Origin of the sequence: Sphingomonas sp., from assembly GCF_965248875.1 — a bacterium.
GTDB lineage: Bacteria > Pseudomonadota > Alphaproteobacteria > Sphingomonadales > Sphingomonadaceae > Sphingomonas.
Map to the genome: position 1 here is coordinate 1088585 of NZ_CBDFKR010000011.1, position 17304 is coordinate 1105888.

The window sequence follows — 17304 nt, forward strand, 5'->3', positions numbered from 1 at the left end:
GCGCTAGCGGCCGGCGTGCCTCGAACCGATAGCCGGGTTGCTGAGCACCGTTTCGACATGGTCGATACCGAGCGGCGTCAATCCTACGTTGGTCATTCGAATGGTCACGATGACGGCCGCCCCGTCCCGCCGCGCTGCCACGGTCGGTGCTAAGCTTAGAATGCGCTCGACAACCAGACCGGGCTGCGGAGTAAGCCGATAGTGCGCGGTGCCGCACCCGAAGCTGCGCGTCGCCTGCCGGCCCGAAGCGCAGACGCCGCGCATGCCGATCATGTCAAAAGTGCGGGTTGCGCCGTTCTCCGTCACCGTCAGCGTCGCCGCGTGACCTGGCGCCGTACGTGCGGGCTCGTTCAACCGCACCCATCCATGCTCGCCCGACATGAACAGCAATCGCCCGCTGGCGAAGGCGAACAGCGTCAAGTAGTCATTACCGAGCAGGAACACCGGGTCCGGATCGAGCGGGTAAGGATGGCCCGACGGGGTAAGCGTCTCCACCGGCAGATCGCCGGTAAAGCCGTACACGGGCAAGCCGTGCGCGTCGGTGTCCCAACCGCCCAGGGGCGACCCCGACCCGGAACCGCCACCAACTCGTGCAGCCGTCTCGCGGACCGAGAGGACGGCTCCGGCGGCGGTCATGCCAGCCAGCGCCGTTCTCCGGTTCACCGTCATCGCGCCTGCCTCCGTTTGCGGCGAAGGCGATCACGATCGCGCGGACGCCAGCTATACGGCGACGGCGAAGGCCGGGAGACGCAGCGCGGGCGAAGATTGATCTTCACCCCCGCCCAGCCCATTATCCTACGCCAGCTTCGCCTTCACCTCGTCCGCCACGTTCGCGGGCACTTCGTCATAGTGGGAGAACTGCATCGAATAGCTCGCGCGGCCCTGCGTGAACGAGCGCAGCTGGTTCACATAGCCGAACATGTTCGCCAGCGGCACCATCGCCTCGACGGTCTGCGCGTTGCCGCGGCTGTCGGTGCCCTGGATCTGCCCGCGCCGCGAGTTCATGTCGCCGATGACGTCGCCCAGATAATCTTCCGGGGTGACGACCTCGACCTTCATGATCGGCTCCAGCAGCTTGATGCCCGCCTTCTGCGCCACTTCGCGCATCGCGCCGCGGGCACAGATCTCGAACGCCAGCGCCGACGAGTCGACGTCGTGATACGCGCCGTCGGTCAGGTGTACCTCAAAGTCGATGATCGGAAAGCCGATCAGCGAGCCGGTCTCAGCGGTCTCGCGGAAGCCCTTCTCCACCGACGGGATGTATTCGCGCGGGATGTTGCCGCCCTTGATCTCGTCGATGAACTGGAAGCCCGAGCCGCGCTCGCCTGGCACGACTGTCGCCTTGACGCGGCCGAACTGACCGGAGCCGCCCGACTGCTTCTTATGCGTATAGTCGATGTCGACCTTCTTCGCGAGATATTCGCGATACGCGACCTGCGGCGCGCCGACATTGGCCTCGACCTTAAACTCGCGCTTCATACGGTCGACCAGGATTTCCAGGTGGAGCTCGCCCATCCCCTTGATGATCGTCTGCCCCGATTCATGGTCGGTAGAGACGCGGAACGACGGATCCTCGCGCGACAGGCGATTGAGGGCGACGCCCATCTTCTCCTGATCGGCCTTGGTCTTGGGCTCGACCGACAGCTCGATGACGGGCTCGGGAAACTCCATCCGTTCCAGGATGATCGGCGCATTGATCGCGCACAGCGTGTCGCCAGTGGTGGTGTCCTTCAACCCCGCCAGCGCGACGATGTCGCCCGCATACGCAATCTGGATGTCCTCGCGGTCGTTGGCGTGCATCAGCAGCATACGTCCGACCTTCTCCTTCTTGTCCTTGACCGAGTTGGTGACCTGCGACGCGGTCTCCAGCTTGCCCGAATAGATACGGGCAAAGGTCAGCGTGCCGACGAACGGGTCGTTCATGATCTTGAACGCCAATGCGGAGAAGGGCGCGCCGTCATCGGCCGGGCGCGAATCCTCGGTCTCACCGTCCAGCTTGACGCCCTTGATCGCGGGGACGTCGAGCGGGCTCGGCAGATAGTCCACCACAGCGTCGAGCAGCGGCTGAACGCCCTTGTTCTTGAACGCCGAACCGCACAGCACGGGGACGAACGAGAAGTTGAGCGTGCCCTTGCGGATCAGCTTCTTCAGCTCGGCCGCAGTCGGCTCCTCGCCCTCAAAGAACTTCTCCATCGCGGCGTCGTCCTGCTCGACGGCGGCCTCGATCAGCTCGGCGCGCGCGGCGGCCGCGGCATCCTTCAGCTCGGCGGGGATGTCCTGATATTCGAACTTCGCGCCCAGCGACTCTTCCAGCCAGATGATCGCGCGGTTCTCGACCAGGTCGACCAGGCCCTTGAACCCGCCCTCGATGCCGATCGGCAGGTACAGCACCAGCGGGCGCGCACCGAGACGATCCTTGATCATCTCCACGCAGCGCTCGAAATTCGCCCCGGTGCGGTCAAGCTTGTTGACGAAGCACATGCGGGGAACCTTGTACTTCTCCGCCTGCCGCCACACCGTCTCCGACTGTGGTTCCACGCCCGCGACACCGTCGAAGCACGCGACCGCGCCGTCGAGCACGCGCAGGCTGCGCTCCACCTCGATGGTGAAGTCGACGTGGCCGGGCGTGTCGATGATATTGATCCGGTGCTCGGGACCCTCGCCCTCCTCCGCTTTCCAGAAACACGTGGTCGCAGCCGACGTGATCGTGATCCCGCGCTCCTGCTCCTGCTCCATCCAGTCCATCGTCGCGGTGCCCTCATGGACCTCGCCGATCTTGTAGGACTTGCCGGTGTAATAGAGGATGCGCTCGGTCGTCGTCGTCTTGCCGGCGTCGATATGCGCCATGATGCCGATATTGCGATAGCGGTCGAGCGGATGGCTGCGGGCCATGGTCGTTGCTTCCTTGGAAATGTGGGGAGCGCAGCGTGTCGCCGGCTCCCCACTATGTAGGTCAAGATCGGGTGGTTTGAAGCCCTACCAGCGGTAATGCGAGAAGGCGCGGTTGGCTTCGGCCATGCGGTGGGTGTCTTCGCGCTTCTTCACGGCGTTGCCGCGGTTGTTCGATGCATCAAGCAGCTCGCCCGACAGCCGCGCGGCCATCGTGTTCTCCGAGCGCGAGCGCGCCGCCGTGATCAGCCAGCGGATCGCCAGCGCCTGCGCGCGCTCCGGCCGCACCTCGACCGGCACCTGATAGGTTGCACCGCCGACGCGGCGGCTGCGGACCTCGATACCCGGCTTGATGTTGTTCAGCGCATCATGGAAGACGCCGATCGGATCACGCTTCGCCCGCGTCTCCACGGTCTCCATCGCGCCATAGACGATCAGCTCCGCAACCGACTTCTTGCCGTCATACATGACGGAGTTCATGAACTTGGACAGCACCTCATCGCCGTATTTGGGATCGGGCAGGATGATGCGCTTCTCGGGACGACGACGACGAGCCATGTGTAATTCCTTGAGATTTCAGCGATGTGTCCGGCAAGATGCCGGCGCTTACTTGGGGCGCTTGGCCCCGTACTTGGAGCGGGACTGTCGGCGGTCCTTGACGCCCTGCGTGTCGAGTACGCCGCGCAGGACGTGGTAGCGGACGCCCGGCAGGTCGCGCACGCGGCCGCCGCGGATCAGGACCACCGAATGCTCCTGGAGGTTGTGACCCTCCCCCGGTATGTAGCTGATGACCTCGCGCTGGTTGGTCAGGCGTACCTTGGCCACCTTGCGCAGCGCCGAGTTCGGCTTCTTCGGCGTAGTTGTATAGACACGGGTGCAGACGCCGCGCTTTTGCGGGTTCGCTTCCATGGCCGGTGTCTTGCTCTTGGCAATCTGCGGGTCGCGGCCCTTGCGGACCAGCTGGTTGATCGTCGGCATGAAGCCCTTCACCTTTCGGGTTACTTTGCTGGAGCTGGACAAATGAATGCGAAAAGGGGCCATACGAGACCCCGGCAAGCGCACCCAGCAATGTTCAAGCTTGTTCGTCGGAACGAACGGCGGCCCCCTTAGCCCGCAAGGCCGTTCGGGTCAACGGGGTGGTGGGCAGGCCATGCCACGTCCCGCTTGCCGCTCCCGGATTACGGGGATAGAGGGACGAGCACTGGAGGGGTGTAGCTCAGCTGGTTAGAGCGTCGGTCTCCAAAACCGAAGGCCCTCGGTTCGAATCCGAGCTCCCCTGCCAGCGCCGCCGCCTGCAAGCAGGCAGCGTGGCTGGCTGCGTGCAGGCAAGGCCGGCCGGCGGGTCGGCAGTGCCGAACCCGTCCGACGACACGGTATTCACTTCCGTGTCGGCCCTTGTTGGTGCCGATTGAGTATGCCGTCGTCGCTGCAGCCCTCGACGTACCGGCGCACCGGCAGCACGCGGTCGCGGGTGGCGTCGGCGGCGCTGGCCGTCGGCTTTGTCGCGATCCTGCTGCTCCTGCTGCTGCGGCTGGGGGTGATCCCGCCGCGTGCGCCGCACGAGCCGCGGCCGGTGTTCAGCATGCTGCCCGAAGGTGACCGCAGCACGGCCGCCCCGGCGCATCCGGCCGCCGCCCGCCGGGCGGTCGCGCATGCCTCCGCCGCGCCACCGCCGCCGCGCAGCACCGTGCCGCCGCCCCCCGTCCCGCCGCCGCCGGTTCAGACGCGAACGCAGACCCCCGCGCCGGCGCTGGCCATGAACCATGACGATTTCGCCGCCAGCGACATCGGCCATATCGCTCGTGCGCCGGGTAATGACGACAGCGCCGACACCGCGGTCGATACGGCACAGGTCGCAGGGCCGGGCGAGGGCCCCGGCGGCGCGCGGCTGTACCGGGCGGAGTGGTATCGCGAGCCGCCGCCGGGCGCACTGGCACTATACCTCCCGGGCGGGCCGCAGCCGGGCTGGGCCGAGATCGCGTGCAAGACCGCCCCCGCTTATCACGTCGAGAACTGCCGCGAGCTGGACGAAAGCCCGCGCGGCACCGGGCTGGCGCGGGCGTTGAGGCAGGCGGCGTGGCAGTTCCTGGTGCGCCCGCCGCGGCTGGGGGGCCGCGCGCTGGTGGGGGCGTGGGTGCGGATACATTTCGATTTCACGGAGCGGCCGCAGCCTGCACGTCCATAGCGCGAGCTCCGGCCCAGACGGCAAGGTCGGTGGACCGGCGGCGCAGCCGAGATGAGACGGGCGGCCTTCGCCGCGTGGGCAGGGAGACCAGCGCTGGCAACGACCGCCATCATGCGGGGCGCACCCAACCTAGCCGCTTTGCTTTTTCGCACGCCTCCCGCACACATGCCGGAACAACAGACGCCGCTATCGCCGCTCTGACCAGCTATTGGCGACATCGGTTGGGAGGCGCGGAGCGCGCCAGCTGCCAGTATTTTTTGGGGAAGAACGGCGGCGGCGGTTCGTGGGGCGAGATGACGCCCGCGCGGAACTCGGCCTCGACCAGCCGGCAGCGTTCGTACTCCGCCGCCTGCTCCCCCCGCCCCATCGCATCGAGCCGCGCGCGATGGGCGAAGCGCCGCGGCGCTGCCGGATGGCGTCCGGCGTGACGCTCAGCCGCGCCTTTTCTGATGAAGATGAAGGAGCTGCAGCATCCCGGCCGCGGTAGGGGCGGGCGCCTCGCGGCTCGCCCCTACCGTTCACTCGGCGTGGGCCCCCTCCACCACCCGGCTGCGCCGGGCGGTCCCCCTCCCCCACAGAGCGAGGGACGAGAGAGGGTCAGGCCCCCGCAACCTCCGCGACGTCGACCCGGATGCCCGGGCCCATCGTGCTGGAAACCGCGATCTTGCGGACATACTTGCCCTTGGCGCCCGAGGGCTTGGCGCGGATCACGGCGTCGACCAGCGCGTCAAAGTTCGCGCGCAGGTCCTCGGCCGGGAAGCTCGCCTTGCCGATGCCGGAGTGGATGATCCCCGCCTTTTCGACGCGATACTCGACCTGGCCGCCCTTGGCGTCCTTCACCGCCTGCGCGACGTTCATCGTCACGGTGCCGAGCTTCGGGTTGGGCATCAGGCCCTTCGGCCCCAACACCTTGCCCAGCCGGCCGACGACGCCCATCAAGTCCGGCGTCGCGATGCAGCGGTCGAAGTCGATCTTGCCGCCCTGGATCTCCTCCATCAGGTCCTCGGCGCCGACCACGTCGGCTCCCGCCTCACGCGCCTCGTCCGCCTTCGCGCCGCGCGCGAACACGCCGACGCGGACGGTCTTGCCGGTACCCTTGGGGAGTGTGACGACGCCGCGGACCATCTGGTCGGCGTGGCGCGGATCGACGCCGAGGTTGAGCGCGACCTCGATCGTCTCGTCGAATTTTGATGTCGCGAGCGACTTGGCGAGGCCGATCGCCTCGTCGACGCCGTGGAGCTGCTCGGGGCTGACGGTCCAGCTCTTCTGCTTCTTGGTCGCCACGGCTCAGCCCTCCACCACTTCGAGACCCATCGCGCGGGCGGAACCTTCGATGATCTTGGTCGCCGCGGCGAGGTCGTTGGCGTTCAGGTCCTTCATCTTGGCCTGCGCCACCTCGGCCAGCTGCGAGCGCTTGATCTTGCCCGCGGACGCCTTGCCCGGCTCCTTGGAGCCCGACTTCAGGTTCGCCGCCTTCTTCAGCAGATAGGTCGCGGGCGGGGTCTTGGTCTCGAAGCTGAACGAGCGGTCGGCATAGACGGTGATGACGGTGGGGAGCGGCGTCCCCTTCTCCTGATCGCCGGTCTGCGCGTTGAACGCCTTGCAGAACTCCATGATGTTGACGCCGCGCTGACCCAGCGCCGGTCCGATCGGCGGCGACGGGTTGGCGGCGCCGGCGGGCACCTGCAGCTTGATATAGCCGGTGATTTTCTTGGCCATTAGTCTTCCTGTTTCAGAATGAGCGGTGCCGACGAGCACGCAAGCGTACTCTCCCGCGGTGGCGTTCCAATGAATTGGAAGGTCGGCGCGCCTAGCAGAGGCCGTCACGGGAGTAAACCCGACGCCGGCTTTCCAACGATGCTGCGCAACGCATAATCCTTGGGCGGCTCTGCCCGTGACAGCGAAGCCGGGTCGAGGCCCGGCCGGCCGCATGCGTGGCCGGCGCGCGGCGGTGGAGCGCAGTTCGGCCTTGCGATCTTGGATCGTCGGTGCGCCTGGACTGGCGATCGCCAGCCGACCCCTCACGCGCAACCAGACGGCGGGCGCATCGACGGCATCGTTCGGGGGACGGCGGCAGCGCGACCCGGGCTTCGCGCGGGAGATGCGGATCGCGCTGGACGAGGGCTGCGAGCGGCTGGAGCTGGCGCTGATCGCCGAGTTTCAACGCGACAGCCATGACGGCGACAGCTGGCACTACACCGACCGCCCGGAGCTGCCCAGCATAACTGCCGCGTAGGCGCTGCAGCTCCTGTATCTTCGCCAGGAGAAGGCGCGGAGCGCGCGGCTGGGGAACGCACGCATTGCGGCTAAAGATCAATGGCAGACGCTGTTGACGGCGGAGAACGAGGTCGACGCCGCGCTCGACCGGCTGCCCGTCGCGCTGCCGCCGTCACTGCACGAAGAGGCGATTGCGCTGCCCGAGCTCGATCAGGTGACCAACTGGTCCAAGGCCGATCCGGCCGGGGCGGCGCACAACGACAAGGCGCTGTTCAGCGCCAGGCGGACCGAGCATAAGACGCCGGTGGTGCGCGACGCGGCGCTGCGCAGGGGGCAGGGACGGCGGTGACCCTGCGTCAGGCGGCCGCGCCGCCCCGCGCCCAACGCAGCACCGGTACGACCAGCAGCAGCGCGGCGAACAGCGTGATCCCGGCGTCGGTCGCGAGCATGCCGGTCATCCCGCCGCGGCCATAGGCATCACCGTCGATCACCTGCATGTACGTCACCGGCAGCGCATAGGCGGCGCCGAGCAGGCCGAACTGCGTCGCCGCAAGCGGATTGTCGCGACCGATGCCCGCGAAGATGATCGCCGTTGCCGCACTGAACGCCGCCGCCTGCGCGACGTTCTCGCCGATCATCGCAACCGCGAAGACTGCAGGCGTGTGCGGCAGCACGATCAGCGTCGCGGTGAACGCCGCGCCGACCCCGCCGATCAGCAGGTACAGCAGCAAGGGCGCGATCCGGCGGGCGAGCGGCGGCACCAGCAGGCTGCCGGCCACGCCCGCGATCGTGCCGCCGATCCCCGCCAGCGTCGCGACGAACGCCTCCGACGCGCGATAGACATGGCCGAGCCCGCCGAGCGTGTTGGTCAGCGCAAACGAGGCGCACGGCAGGCAGAAGACGAGCAGCAGGCGCAGCACGTCGCGCCCCCGGATCAACAGGCGGATGTCGCGGAACAGCGTCGTGAAGCTCTCCTTCGCACCGCGCCGCCCGTCCGCGTCGGGCGCGGGCACGAACGGCAGCAACAGCAGCGGTGCGGCGACCAGCGCGCCGATGCCGATCGCGCCGAACGGCGCCGCCACCCCGCGGAACAGCGCGATGTTGGCGATCGCACCGATGCCGAAGCCGCCGATGTTACCGACCGTGAACCACGCACCGAGCCTGCTGCCGCCCGTCTCGCCGATCAGGTCGCCGAGCCAGCCGCCGATCGCGATGTTGTAGAGCGCGGCCGCCGCGACGGTGGCCAGCAACAGCCAGCGCAGGCTGTCCGTTTCGCCGATGTTCAGCGTCGCCGCGATCGAGAGCAGGCTCGCCAGCACGCCGAACACGCCGGCATAGGTCCGCCGGCTGAACCGCACGTCGAGGAGCGGGGCGAGCAGAAAGCCGGCGAAATAGGGGATCATCGCCAGCGACGTGATGCGCGCGATCTGCGGCTCCGGCACGTGCTGTGCGGCGAGCAGCTGCGGCGTCGTCATCAACGCCACGCCGCCGACAAAACCGAACAGCAGGTTGGTGAGGCCGAGGAGCCAGATCGGCGGCAGTCGCGGCGGGCTGGCGATTGGGCCGGGGGTCATCGCGCATCATGCTGGCGCAGGGACCGGGATCAGACAAGGGGTGACGAACGCCCTACCCCAACCGCAGCATAGCCGTGCTGCCGAGGCTGGCGGTGATGGTGAGCACCGGCAGCGAAACGAAATCGGCGCTGATGCCGAAGGTGAAGACGAGCCCGATCACCTTGGCCGGCGAGGCCGAATAGACGATGCCGCCGCCGATCGCGGCATTGACGCCCATCGGCGTCATCTTGCCCACTGTCGCCGTGATGCTGCCGCCGAGCCCGGCCATTGCGGACGGCTTGTCGAAGATGATCGTGAACTCGACCATGCCGCTCATGCCGATCCCGGTCGTCACGCTCATCGACGCGGAGCCGTAGACGCCCCATTCCAGCGGGTTGCGGCCATTGTAGAGGCCCGAGCCAAAGCTGGCGCCGCCGATCATGTTCCAGCCCAGATTGATGCCGAGCGCCTCGGTGTGATCGGCGACGGTCGTTCGCATGGAGGGTGCGGCCCCCGCGATCGGCGTCTTGGCGGGGGCGATGATCTCCAGCGTCGGCGGCGCGTGCCGTTGCGCGAGGAAATTGTTGAACTGCTTGCCGACGTTGCTGACCGCAGCGGCGGCCTTCAATGCCAGGACGAGCGCCTCGGCTTCCGTGCCGCCGAGCGGATGCGGCGCCTTCATCTGACCCATCGGCGCGTGCGGCAGCGCCAGGAGGTCGATGCTATCCAGCTGGCTGAAGTCGACGATGATCCGCTGCATGCTTCCCCCCGGGTGCTCGTTGGCCAGAGGTAAACGCCGTTGCGGCGCAGGCGCGGACAGCGAGGGCAGAACCGAAGGGCGAGAGCGGATGGCGGGAGGCGGTCACACGGATAAATCGCGTGACTCGTCGGACGGGAGCGCTTCGCTACCCGCCGGCCGAGCTTGCCCGTCTCACTTCTAACTCTGCCAAGCGCGTGCGGCCGTAAGGCGCGCCGGACGCGCCCTACTTGCTGCGCTCGACCTGCTCGAAGTCCAGTTCCACCGGGGTCGCGCGGCCGAAGATCGAGACGCTGACCTTGACCTTCGCCTTGTCGAAGTCGAGCTCTTCGACCGTGCCGTTGAAGCTGGCGAAGGGCCCTTCCAGCACCTTGACTGCGTCGCCGATCTCGTAATCGACCTTGATCTTCTGCTTGGGTGCGTTGGCGGCGGCCTCCTCCTTGGTGTTAAGCATCCGCGCGGCTTCGGCCTCGCTGATCGCCTGCGGCTTGCCCATGCTGCCGAGAAAGCCCGTCACCTTGGGCGTATTCTTGACCAGGTGATAGACCTGGTCGTTCATGTCGAGCTTGGCGAGGACATAGCCGGGCATGAACTTGCGCTCGACCGCGATCTTCTTGCCGCGGCGCGCCTCGGTGATCGTCTCGGTCGGCACCTCGATCTGCTCGACGAGGCGATCGAGACCGAGGCGGGTCGCCTCCGCCATGATCGCGTCGCGGACCTTGCCCTCGAAACCGGAATAAGCATGGATGATGTACCAGCGCGACATCGTCATTGTCCCTTTTGCGCCTGTCAGCGGGCGAGCTTGAGAAGAGCGGCGACCAGCGCCTCGAACACCGTGTCGATGCCGAGGAAGAACAGCGCCAGCACCGTGGTCATGATCGCGACCATCAGGGCGGTCAGCCACGTCTCCTTCCAGGTAGGCCAGACGACCTTCTTGGTCTCGGCGCGGACCTGATTGATGAACTCGACTGGGGTCGTCTTCGCCATGAACCTTCTCTCGGCTTTCGAGCATGGGTCCGCCGCCCGCGCCTTCCGGATGAAGGCCGGGCGAGAGACACATCCTCGCTGTCGGATGGGGGTGAGATAGCGGCGGCGGAGCGGCGGCGCAAGCCGGTGGTTGAGCGGGCGGGCCGGCCCAGCGCTGCCGGCGTCATGCAACTGCAACGGGAGAGTCACCGAACTGGCGCGAAGCCGATCTAGGCCCCGCCCCAACTGCACGAGCGCGATGCAGCAGCAAGGGGACCGTCCATGATTCGCCGCTCCGTCTCGTCGCTGGCGCTTGCCATCGCCCTCCTCTCGCCCGCGGCCGTCGCCGCGCAGCAGACCAGCGCGCCCGATCCTACCCGCAGCGCCGATGCGCCTTTGGTGGATGCCGACGGCAACACCCCGACCGTGATCGTGACCGGCAATCAGGTGCGGACCGCCGTGGCGTTGCCCGGGGTCGAAATGCAGAAGATCCTGCCCGGCGTCAGTCCGCTGAAGGCGATCGAGACGCTGCCCGGCGTGCTGTACATCACCGCCGATCCGTGGGGTTATAACGAGCAGAACGCCCAGCTTTTCATTCATGGCTTCGCCGCCAACCAGCTCGGCTATACGATGGACGGAATCCCGCTCGGCGACCAGAGCTATGGCAATTACAACGGCCTGTCGCCACAGCGCGCGGTGATCTCCGAGAATGTCGGGCGCGTCGTCGTGGCGACGGGCGCGGGCGATCTGGCGACGGCATCGAACAGCAATCTGGGCGGGACGGTGGAAACCTATTCGTCCGCGCCGCTCGACCATTACGGCATCCAGGCGGGGCAGACAGTGGGGAGCTACGGCACCTCGCGTACCTTCCTGCGCGTCGATACCGGCACCTTCGGCGGCAACAATGCCGCCTATGTCGCAGGGACGCGGCAGCGGGCGCGGGCGTGGGATTTCAACGGCATCCAGGGCGGCTATCAGGCGAATGCGAAGTTCGTCCATGACGACGGCCGCGGCAAGCTAACGCTCTATGCCGATTATAACGACTTCACCCAGCCCAACGAGGACGCGACCGTCTTCTTCCGGCCGTCGGCGGGCGGCACGGCGACCGCGGCGCAGCTCTACACTCCTTATACAAAACCGTTCTTCTACCCCGATTTCAGTGGTTATCGGACCGGCTATCTGAGCGCGTTCGGCAACACCCCGGCGGCGCAGGGCAGCAATTACCGCAACTATTATTCGGATGCGCAGCGCACCGACTATCTCGGCTATGCGCGCTACGACGCGCACCTGGGCGGCCATGTGACCTGGTCGACAACCGGCTATTTCCACCATAACGACGGCGCGGGCGTGGTGGCGGGGCCGCTGGGCCAGTCGATCACGACCGCGCAGCCCTATCTTGATCCAGCCTACGGGACGCTGCCGGCCAACTGCCGGTTCGCGGGCAACGCCAATGGCATCCGTCCGGCGGCATGCACCGCGTTGACCGATGCACAGGCGCAGGCGGCGGGCGCCGCGCTGGTCGCGGTGACGGGCGGGTCGGGGCTGATCACGCGGACGACCGAATACCGGATCAACCGCTACGGCATCATCTCCGCGCTCGACATCGAGCTGGGCGCACACCAGATCGAGCTGGGCGGCTGGTACGAGCACAATCGCACGACGCAGTATCGCCGCTGGTACGCGGTCGACGTCAACAACCCGGGCGCGAGCACCCCATATATCCGGCCGCTGGAGGTCGCGCAGCCACTGTTCACGCAATATCAGGGCGAGGCGCGGATCGAGGAGCTGCAACTCCACATACAGGATCGCTGGCAGGCGCTCGATCGGCTGCTGATCCAGGCGGGCTTCAAGACCAGCGCGCAATGGGCCGACGGGCGCTTTCCGGTGCAGCCGCGCGCGGGATCGCTGTCGGGGCTGACCGGCGGGCTGCCGCAGGGCCGGATCAATACGCGGCGCTGGTTCCTGCCCGCAGCCGGCGCGACCTTCGACCTGAACGGGCATGAGCAGCTTTATGCCAACGTCCAGAAGAACCTGCGCCAATACCAGGCGTATCTCGCAGGCGGCGGCGGGCCGTGGTTCACGGGCAGCCAGGCGGCGTTCGACGCCTTCGCGCAGCAGGGGCGGCCGGAGAGCAGCTGGACCTATGAAGCGGGGCTGCGCACCAACCGCCGGTTCGGCGACGGCATCGGGCTGTCCGCGCAGATCAACTATTATCATGTCGATTTCAACGACCGCCTGCTCGCCATCTCGACCAATCCAGGCGGCATCGCGGGCAGCGGCATCACCGGCGGCACCTCGATCCTGGTCAATGTCGGCGACGTGAAGACCGACGGCGTCGATGCGGCGGTGACGCTGCGGCTCGGGCGCAGCTTCTCGCTCTACAATGCGGCGTCGTACAACCTGTCGAAATATCAGAACGACTATACCTCAACCGCGACCGGCATCGGCGCGGCGACGAACAGCTGCATCGGCGGGTTCCTGGTCGTCGGCGGCGTCGTGCCGACCTGCGGCAAGCACCTGCCCGGCATCCCGGCCTGGCTGAACAAGACGGTCGCGACGGTGTCGGCGGGCCCGTTCGAGGTGCAGGGGATCGGTGATTTCGTCGGCGGCCGGTTCGCAACTTTCAGCAACGATGTCCGGGTCAATTCCTATTTCCTGGCGTCGATCCGGATTGCGGCGCGGGTGCCCAATGACGTGCTGCCGCTGCGCCGCGCGGAGATCGCGCTCAATGTCACCAACGTCACGGACAGGCAGGGCGAGTCGACGCTCTCGATCGGCTCGGCGACCAACAGCTATTCGGCTTATCCCATCCCGCCGCGGCAGTTCTTCGTGACGCTGTCGGCGGCGTTCTAGATCGGGGGCGGGCTTGACTTCCCCCCGCCGCCAGCTATTAGCAGCGCCGCTGCCCCCGGTCCGCCGCGGGCATCCGTCCTAGACAGCAGGCGCCGGGCTCCCCGGCTTAATGTCCTGCCGAGACGGGGAAACGGTTTCCGGCCGGGCTTGCCCGCGCCGTCGGTCGCGCGTCTTGCGGCCCCCTTCCCCATCGCTGGACTGTACGTCACCGGACGCGGCGCATCGCCCTGCCCGGTCAAGTTGTTCCTGCGCGGCCTTGCCCGTGCAGGTAGGGAGAAGCGTATGGATCGTGCTCAAAAGGCCGCGGCCGTCGCCGAGCTCAAGCAGACGTTCTCGTCGGTCGGCGTGGTGGTGGTCACCCGCAACAACGGCATGACGGTGGCGCAGTCGACCCGGCTGCGCAACGCGATGCGAGAGGCGGGGGCGACCTATAAGGTCTCCAAGAACAAGCTGGCGAAGATCGCCCTCGACGGCACCGATTATCTCTCGCTCGGCGACCTGCTGACCGGACCGGTCGGGCTTGCGACGTCGATCGATCCGGTCGCGGCCGCGAAGGTGGTCGTGGACTTCGCCAAGGGCAACGACAAGTTCGAGATCGTGGGCGGCGCCCTGAAGGAACAAGCGGGGGGCGCCACCGCGCTCGACCTTGCGGGCGTGCAGGCGCTGGCGACGCTGCCGTCGCTGGACGAGCTGCGGGCGAAGATCGTCGGGCTGATCGTGGCTCCGGCGACCAAGCTGGCGACCATCACTCAGGCTCCGGCTGCGCAGATTGCGCGGGTGCTCAGCGCCTATGCGGAGAAGGAAGCGGCGTAAGCTTCCAACTCTATTCAATTTATCTCAATCGAACCGAAGGACTAGAAAATGGCTGACCTGAATTCGCTCGTGGAGAGCCTGAGCGCGCTGACCGTGATGGAGGCCGCAGAGCTCTCCAAGCTGCTCGAAGAGAAGTGGGGCGTGTCCGCCGCCGCCGCGGTTGCGGCTGCACCGGCCGCCGGCGGCGGCGCGGCTGCGCCTGCGGTCGAGGAGCAGACCGAGTTCGACGTGATCCTGACCGGCGACGGCGGCAAGAAGATCAACGTCATCAAGGAGGTCCGCGCGATCACCGCGCTGGGCCTGACCGAGGCGAAGTCGCTGGTCGAGAGCGCGCCCAAGGCCGTCAAGGAAGGCGTGAACAAGGACGAGGCCGCCAAGATCAAGGCACAGCTCGAGGCGGCCGGGGCGACGGTGGAAATCAAGTAAGCCGCGAGTGACGAGGCGGATTAGCTACCGCTGATCCGCACGTCACCAGGCCGGCCGGGCTCGGCGTCAGCCGAGCTTCGATGTCACGGGATCCAATCCCGTGACGGCCATGCCAACGTGAAAGGGCGGTCCTGCACGCGCGGGACCGCCCTTTCTTCATGGCGAGGCAGCCCCTCCCCACCACCTACGCGGCGGTCTCTCCCCGGTTCCCGGTCCGGGCGACGTCCACCGCTCCTTCGCACCCGCATGGTCACGGCGGTAACCCCGCCGCCGTTCGCCATCTCCGGCACGATCTTGTCGGATTGGCCCGTGCGGCGCGCCCGCTCGTCGATCAAGGCGGATCGAAAACGGCGGTCAGCCGTTTTTGTCCGCGCACGACGCTTTGGACCTGCGCGTCAACAACCGGGGAGAAATCGCATGCGCCTGGTCTGCACTATCACCCTCGCCGCCCTGCTCGCAGGCTGCGGCAGCCATACGACCGGCACCAACGGCAACGCGGCCGACGGCAACAGCTTCGCCGGTGGGTTCGATCAGGGCTTTCGCACGCAATACCGGACGAAATTTGCCGACTCCTGCACCACCAGTGCGCAGGCAGCGGCGGCGCGGCAGGGTGGGGCCGCAGCGGCGGCAATGGACTTTCCGGCGATCTGCGGCTGCGTCGCCGACAAGCTGCTCGCGACCAAGTCGGTCGCCGAGTTGATGCGGGGGCCCTCGGCGGCGGATCAGACTGCGGTGATGCAGCAGTGCGTGCGCGAGCATCCGCCCCGCGCGGCAAGTTAGGCCGGCCATCCGTTTAGCGCCCGCGGGCTTGCATCCCCTTGCCTGCGCCGTACACTTGGCGCGGGGTTTAGGGGGAAGCAGGCAATGACCGACGGCACGCGCATCACGGTTGACGACAATGGCTATGTCCGCGAGCTGCCCGATTGGCAGGCGTGGCGGCAGGCGATCGGGTCGGGCTTTCTGGTGCCGCCGCGGCCGGTGACGGTGTACCGGCCGGGCATGCCGCCGCAGACGATGCCGGCGGGCGCGGTCCCCGAGCTGCAGCCGCTGTTCGCCGAGCGCGCCGGGCCGGGCGCGAGTTCGGGGCCCGGGCCGGGCGGATGGCAGGGCGGGCCGGGCGGCGCGGCCGGTGCCGCGATGGCGGGCCGGCAACCGCCGCCGTACCAGGGGAGCTATGCCGGGCCGCCGCCCTCGGGCGGGGGCGCAGGGAAGGTCATCTTCGGTGTCCTCGCCGGCATCCTGCTGCTGGGCGTCATCGCGGTGGGCGCGGTGGTCTATGCGATCAAACGTCACACGCCCGCGGTCGCCACCTCATCTAACGTGACGGACACCGCGAGCAACGTGACGGCCGCCGAAACGCCCGCCGCCGCCGGGGCCACAACCGCGAGCGGCAACAGCAGTGCAGCCGAGCCGGAAGGCCCCGGGGAAAAGGGTGACGGCAGCGCCACGACCACGACGACCAGCGACACCACCGCCGGTGAGGGCGGCAGCGGCTTTCAGGCGACGTACCGCACGCAGTTCGTCCAGCGCTGCACGGCCGCGGTGCCGCAGTCGCAGAGCGATGCGGCGGGCCTGGACATGCCGACGATCTGCGCCTGCGCGGCGGATAAGCTGCTGGCGTCGCAGACACAGGAACAGCTGGCGGCGGGCCCGTCCAGCGCGGCGCAGGCGACGGTGACGCAGGAATGTCTGCAGGAACATCCGCCACGGCAATAGGGCTGGCTGACGCGGACTGAAGCGCCGCGCTGCCGGCATCGGCATCGCCACCCGCCGGATGATCCTGCGCGTTCGCTTTGCTACGGCGTCAGGCGCGCTGCGACGTTGTCGTAGCTGCGCGGCGCTACGTCGAGCCAGAACGGGGCGAGCTTGGCGGAGCCGGGGCGTTCGATTCCGATCGCCCAGGCCTGTGCTGCGCCCTGCGCACCGGCGGCGTCTGTCCAGCCGAGCTGGACGGTGATCAGCGGCACGAACATCGGGCGGCCCGCCGCGCTGAGCGGACGGATCGCGTCGTGCGGCAGGGCGGCGACGGCGCGGAAGCGGCGCTCCTCGCCGGGGGCGAGGGCAAAGGGCGGCACGACCGGACGCGCAGGGGGAAATACACCCACCGGCGCCTGTTTGTTGCTGCCGCCCGCACCCGCGCTGTCGAGGTCGACCCCGGCGCGGATGTCGACTGCGGCGGTGTCGCCGGTATTGGCGACGATGACGTCCGCCTCGACGGTGGCGGTGAGCAGGTTGAGCCCGGCGCGGGTAGGATTAAGCGTGACCGTCAGCTGCGCCGACGACATCGCTAGCGGCGGTGTGGACACGCTCTCAAGCGCAGCGGCGTCGCCTTCATCATCGGTCTGCACGGCATCGGGCTCACGCCCACGTCGGCGGAACAGCAGCGCAGCGAGCGACAGAAGCAGCGCCGCCGCGCCTGCGAACCAAGGCCAGAGCGGCCCCCGCTGCGGCCGAGGCAGGACGACCGTCTCGATCGCCGGACGCGGCGTGGTCGCGGCAACGGGCGTTGGGGCGGCCGTGGGGACCTGCGTCGGGCGGGGCCCCGACGCAGCGACCGGGGCTGCTGCGACGATCGGCCTAGTGCCCGGTCGCGCGGCAGGGGTGGGTGCGGCGCGTGGCGATGGAGCGGGTTGCGGCGTTGCGGC

The 17304-nt window shown here is 67.9% G+C and carries 19 protein-coding genes and 1 tRNA gene; 9 read left to right on the forward strand and 11 right to left on the reverse strand.

Annotated features, from left to right (window positions below; genetic code table 11):
- Window positions 1–3: 3 nt before the first annotated feature.
- The 4 genes from ACP2AD_RS12505 to rpsL all read right to left on the reverse strand — a co-directional run bounded on the left by ACP2AD_RS12505 (window position 4) and on the right by rpsL (window position 3867).
- Complete coding sequence (locus tag ACP2AD_RS12505) at window positions 4–669, reverse strand: hypothetical protein (RefSeq protein ID WP_425230376.1); 666 nt, start codon at window positions 667–669, stop codon at window positions 4–6.
- 126 nt (window positions 670–795) lie between these two features.
- Entirely contained in the window at window positions 796–2892 is a 2097-nt protein-coding gene (gene fusA, locus ACP2AD_RS12510) for an elongation factor G (RefSeq protein WP_425230377.1), read from the reverse strand.
- Between the two features lie 84 nt (window positions 2893–2976).
- Complete coding sequence (gene rpsG, locus ACP2AD_RS12515) at window positions 2977–3447, reverse strand: 30S ribosomal protein S7 (protein WP_425230378.1); 471 nt, start codon at window positions 3445–3447, stop codon at window positions 2977–2979.
- A 48-nt stretch (window positions 3448–3495) separates the two neighbouring features.
- Window positions 3496–3867 carry a 30S ribosomal protein S12 gene (gene rpsL / locus ACP2AD_RS12520; protein WP_425231169.1) on the reverse strand — a complete coding sequence of 124 codons (372 nt, stop codon included), beginning with the start codon at window positions 3865–3867 and terminating at the stop codon, window positions 3496–3498.
- 227 nt (window positions 3868–4094) lie between these two features.
- On the opposite strand from rpsL, the gene ACP2AD_RS12525 reads away from it, so the two are divergent.
- A tRNA-Trp gene (locus ACP2AD_RS12525) sits at window positions 4095–4171 on the forward strand.
- 132 nt (window positions 4172–4303) lie between these two features.
- The gene (locus tag ACP2AD_RS12530; RefSeq protein ID WP_425230379.1) at window positions 4304–5074 is read left to right on the forward strand and encodes a hypothetical protein; all 771 of its coding nucleotides are present in this window, start codon (window positions 4304–4306) and stop codon (window positions 5072–5074) included.
- Between the two features lie 597 nt (window positions 5075–5671).
- On the opposite strand, the gene rplA is transcribed toward ACP2AD_RS12530, so the two are convergent.
- Together rplA and rplK are read right to left on the reverse strand one after the other, a co-directional pair.
- Entirely contained in the window at window positions 5672–6358 is a 687-nt protein-coding gene (gene rplA / locus ACP2AD_RS12535) for a 50S ribosomal protein L1 (RefSeq protein WP_425230380.1), read from the reverse strand.
- A gap of 3 nt (window positions 6359–6361) precedes the next feature.
- On the reverse strand, window positions 6362–6793 hold the full coding sequence (rplK, locus tag ACP2AD_RS12540) for a 50S ribosomal protein L11 (RefSeq protein ID WP_425230381.1): 432 nt from the start codon (window positions 6791–6793) through the stop codon (window positions 6362–6364).
- 211 nt (window positions 6794–7004) lie between these two features.
- Between rplK and ACP2AD_RS12545 the strand changes: the two genes are divergently transcribed.
- Complete coding sequence (locus ACP2AD_RS12545; protein ID WP_425230382.1) at window positions 7005–7310, forward strand: hypothetical protein; 306 nt, start codon at window positions 7005–7007, stop codon at window positions 7308–7310.
- Window positions 7311–7403: 93 nt separating this feature from the next.
- Window positions 7404–7640: a hypothetical protein gene (locus ACP2AD_RS12550; protein WP_425230383.1), complete on the forward strand. Its 237-nt coding sequence runs from the start codon at window positions 7404–7406 to the stop codon at window positions 7638–7640.
- A 7-nt stretch (window positions 7641–7647) separates the two neighbouring features.
- Here the strand turns inward: ACP2AD_RS12550 and ACP2AD_RS12555 are convergent, their stop codons facing one another.
- The 4 genes from ACP2AD_RS12555 to secE form a co-directional block, all read right to left on the reverse strand.
- The gene (locus tag ACP2AD_RS12555; protein ID WP_425230384.1) at window positions 7648–8865 is read right to left on the reverse strand and encodes an MFS transporter; all 1218 of its coding nucleotides are present in this window, start codon (window positions 8863–8865) and stop codon (window positions 7648–7650) included.
- 52 nt (window positions 8866–8917) lie between these two features.
- On the reverse strand, window positions 8918–9604 hold the full coding sequence (locus tag ACP2AD_RS12560) for a hypothetical protein (RefSeq protein WP_425230385.1): 687 nt from the start codon (window positions 9602–9604) through the stop codon (window positions 8918–8920).
- Window positions 9605–9827: 223 nt separating this feature from the next.
- Window positions 9828–10367, reverse strand: a complete 540-nt coding sequence (nusG, locus tag ACP2AD_RS12565) for a transcription termination/antitermination protein NusG (protein WP_425230386.1) — start codon at window positions 10365–10367, stop codon at window positions 9828–9830.
- 23 nt (window positions 10368–10390) lie between these two features.
- A complete protein-coding gene (gene secE / locus ACP2AD_RS12570) occupies window positions 10391–10588 on the reverse strand; it encodes a preprotein translocase subunit SecE (protein ID WP_425230387.1) in 198 nt (65 codons plus the stop codon).
- Window positions 10589–10849: 261 nt separating this feature from the next.
- Between secE and ACP2AD_RS12575 the strand changes: the two genes are divergently transcribed.
- The 5 genes from ACP2AD_RS12575 (at window position 10850) to ACP2AD_RS12595 (ending at window position 16375) form a co-directional block, all read left to right on the forward strand.
- Complete coding sequence (locus ACP2AD_RS12575) at window positions 10850–13420, forward strand: TonB-dependent receptor (RefSeq protein WP_425230388.1); 2571 nt, start codon at window positions 10850–10852, stop codon at window positions 13418–13420.
- 282 nt (window positions 13421–13702) lie between these two features.
- Window positions 13703–14233, forward strand: a complete 531-nt coding sequence (gene rplJ, locus ACP2AD_RS12580; protein WP_425230389.1) for a 50S ribosomal protein L10 — start codon at window positions 13703–13705, stop codon at window positions 14231–14233.
- A 48-nt stretch (window positions 14234–14281) separates the two neighbouring features.
- Window positions 14282–14659 carry a 50S ribosomal protein L7/L12 gene (rplL, locus tag ACP2AD_RS12585; RefSeq protein WP_425230390.1) on the forward strand — a complete coding sequence of 126 codons (378 nt, stop codon included), beginning with the start codon at window positions 14282–14284 and terminating at the stop codon, window positions 14657–14659.
- A 417-nt stretch (window positions 14660–15076) separates the two neighbouring features.
- Entirely contained in the window at window positions 15077–15439 is a 363-nt protein-coding gene (locus ACP2AD_RS12590) for a hypothetical protein (protein WP_425230391.1), read from the forward strand.
- 84 nt (window positions 15440–15523) lie between these two features.
- The gene (locus ACP2AD_RS12595; protein WP_425230392.1) at window positions 15524–16375 is read left to right on the forward strand and encodes a hypothetical protein; all 852 of its coding nucleotides are present in this window, start codon (window positions 15524–15526) and stop codon (window positions 16373–16375) included.
- Window positions 16376–16455: 80 nt separating this feature from the next.
- On the opposite strand, the gene ACP2AD_RS12600 is transcribed toward ACP2AD_RS12595, so the two are convergent.
- On the reverse strand, window positions 16456–17007 hold the full coding sequence (locus tag ACP2AD_RS12600; protein WP_425230393.1) for a hypothetical protein: 552 nt from the start codon (window positions 17005–17007) through the stop codon (window positions 16456–16458).
- Window positions 17008–17304: the final 297 nt, after the last annotated feature.

Bases quoted from the DNA above. Each gene is read 5' to 3' on its own strand.
- ACP2AD_RS12505 (WP_425230376.1), bottom strand. From the start codon at position 669: ATGACGGTGAACCGGAGAACGGCGCTGGCTGGCATGACCGCCGCCGGA.
- fusA (WP_425230377.1), bottom strand. From the start codon at position 2,892: ATGGCCCGCAGCCATCCGCTCGACCGCTATCGCAATATCGGCATCATG.
- rpsG (WP_425230378.1), bottom strand. From the start codon at position 3,447: ATGGCTCGTCGTCGTCGTCCCGAGAAGCGCATCATCCTGCCCGATCCC.
- rpsL (WP_425231169.1), bottom strand. From the start codon at position 3,867: ATGCCGACGATCAACCAGCTGGTCCGCAAGGGCCGCGACCCGCAGATT.
- ACP2AD_RS12530 (WP_425230379.1), top strand. From the start codon at position 4,304: ATGCCGTCGTCGCTGCAGCCCTCGACGTACCGGCGCACCGGCAGCACG.
- rplK (WP_425230381.1), bottom strand. From the start codon at position 6,793: ATGGCCAAGAAAATCACCGGCTATATCAAGCTGCAGGTGCCCGCCGGC.
- ACP2AD_RS12545 (WP_425230382.1), top strand. From the start codon at position 7,005: ATGCGTGGCCGGCGCGCGGCGGTGGAGCGCAGTTCGGCCTTGCGATCT.
- ACP2AD_RS12555 (WP_425230384.1), bottom strand. From the start codon at position 8,865: ATGACCCCCGGCCCAATCGCCAGCCCGCCGCGACTGCCGCCGATCTGG.
- ACP2AD_RS12560 (WP_425230385.1), bottom strand. From the start codon at position 9,604: ATGCAGCGGATCATCGTCGACTTCAGCCAGCTGGATAGCATCGACCTC.
- nusG (WP_425230386.1), bottom strand. From the start codon at position 10,367: ATGTCGCGCTGGTACATCATCCATGCTTATTCCGGTTTCGAGGGCAAG.
- secE (WP_425230387.1), bottom strand. From the start codon at position 10,588: ATGGCGAAGACGACCCCAGTCGAGTTCATCAATCAGGTCCGCGCCGAG.
- ACP2AD_RS12575 (WP_425230388.1), top strand. From the start codon at position 10,850: ATGATTCGCCGCTCCGTCTCGTCGCTGGCGCTTGCCATCGCCCTCCTC.
- rplJ (WP_425230389.1), top strand. From the start codon at position 13,703: ATGGATCGTGCTCAAAAGGCCGCGGCCGTCGCCGAGCTCAAGCAGACG.
- rplL (WP_425230390.1), top strand. From the start codon at position 14,282: ATGGCTGACCTGAATTCGCTCGTGGAGAGCCTGAGCGCGCTGACCGTG.
- ACP2AD_RS12590 (WP_425230391.1), top strand. From the start codon at position 15,077: ATGCGCCTGGTCTGCACTATCACCCTCGCCGCCCTGCTCGCAGGCTGC.
- ACP2AD_RS12595 (WP_425230392.1), top strand. From the start codon at position 15,524: ATGACCGACGGCACGCGCATCACGGTTGACGACAATGGCTATGTCCGC.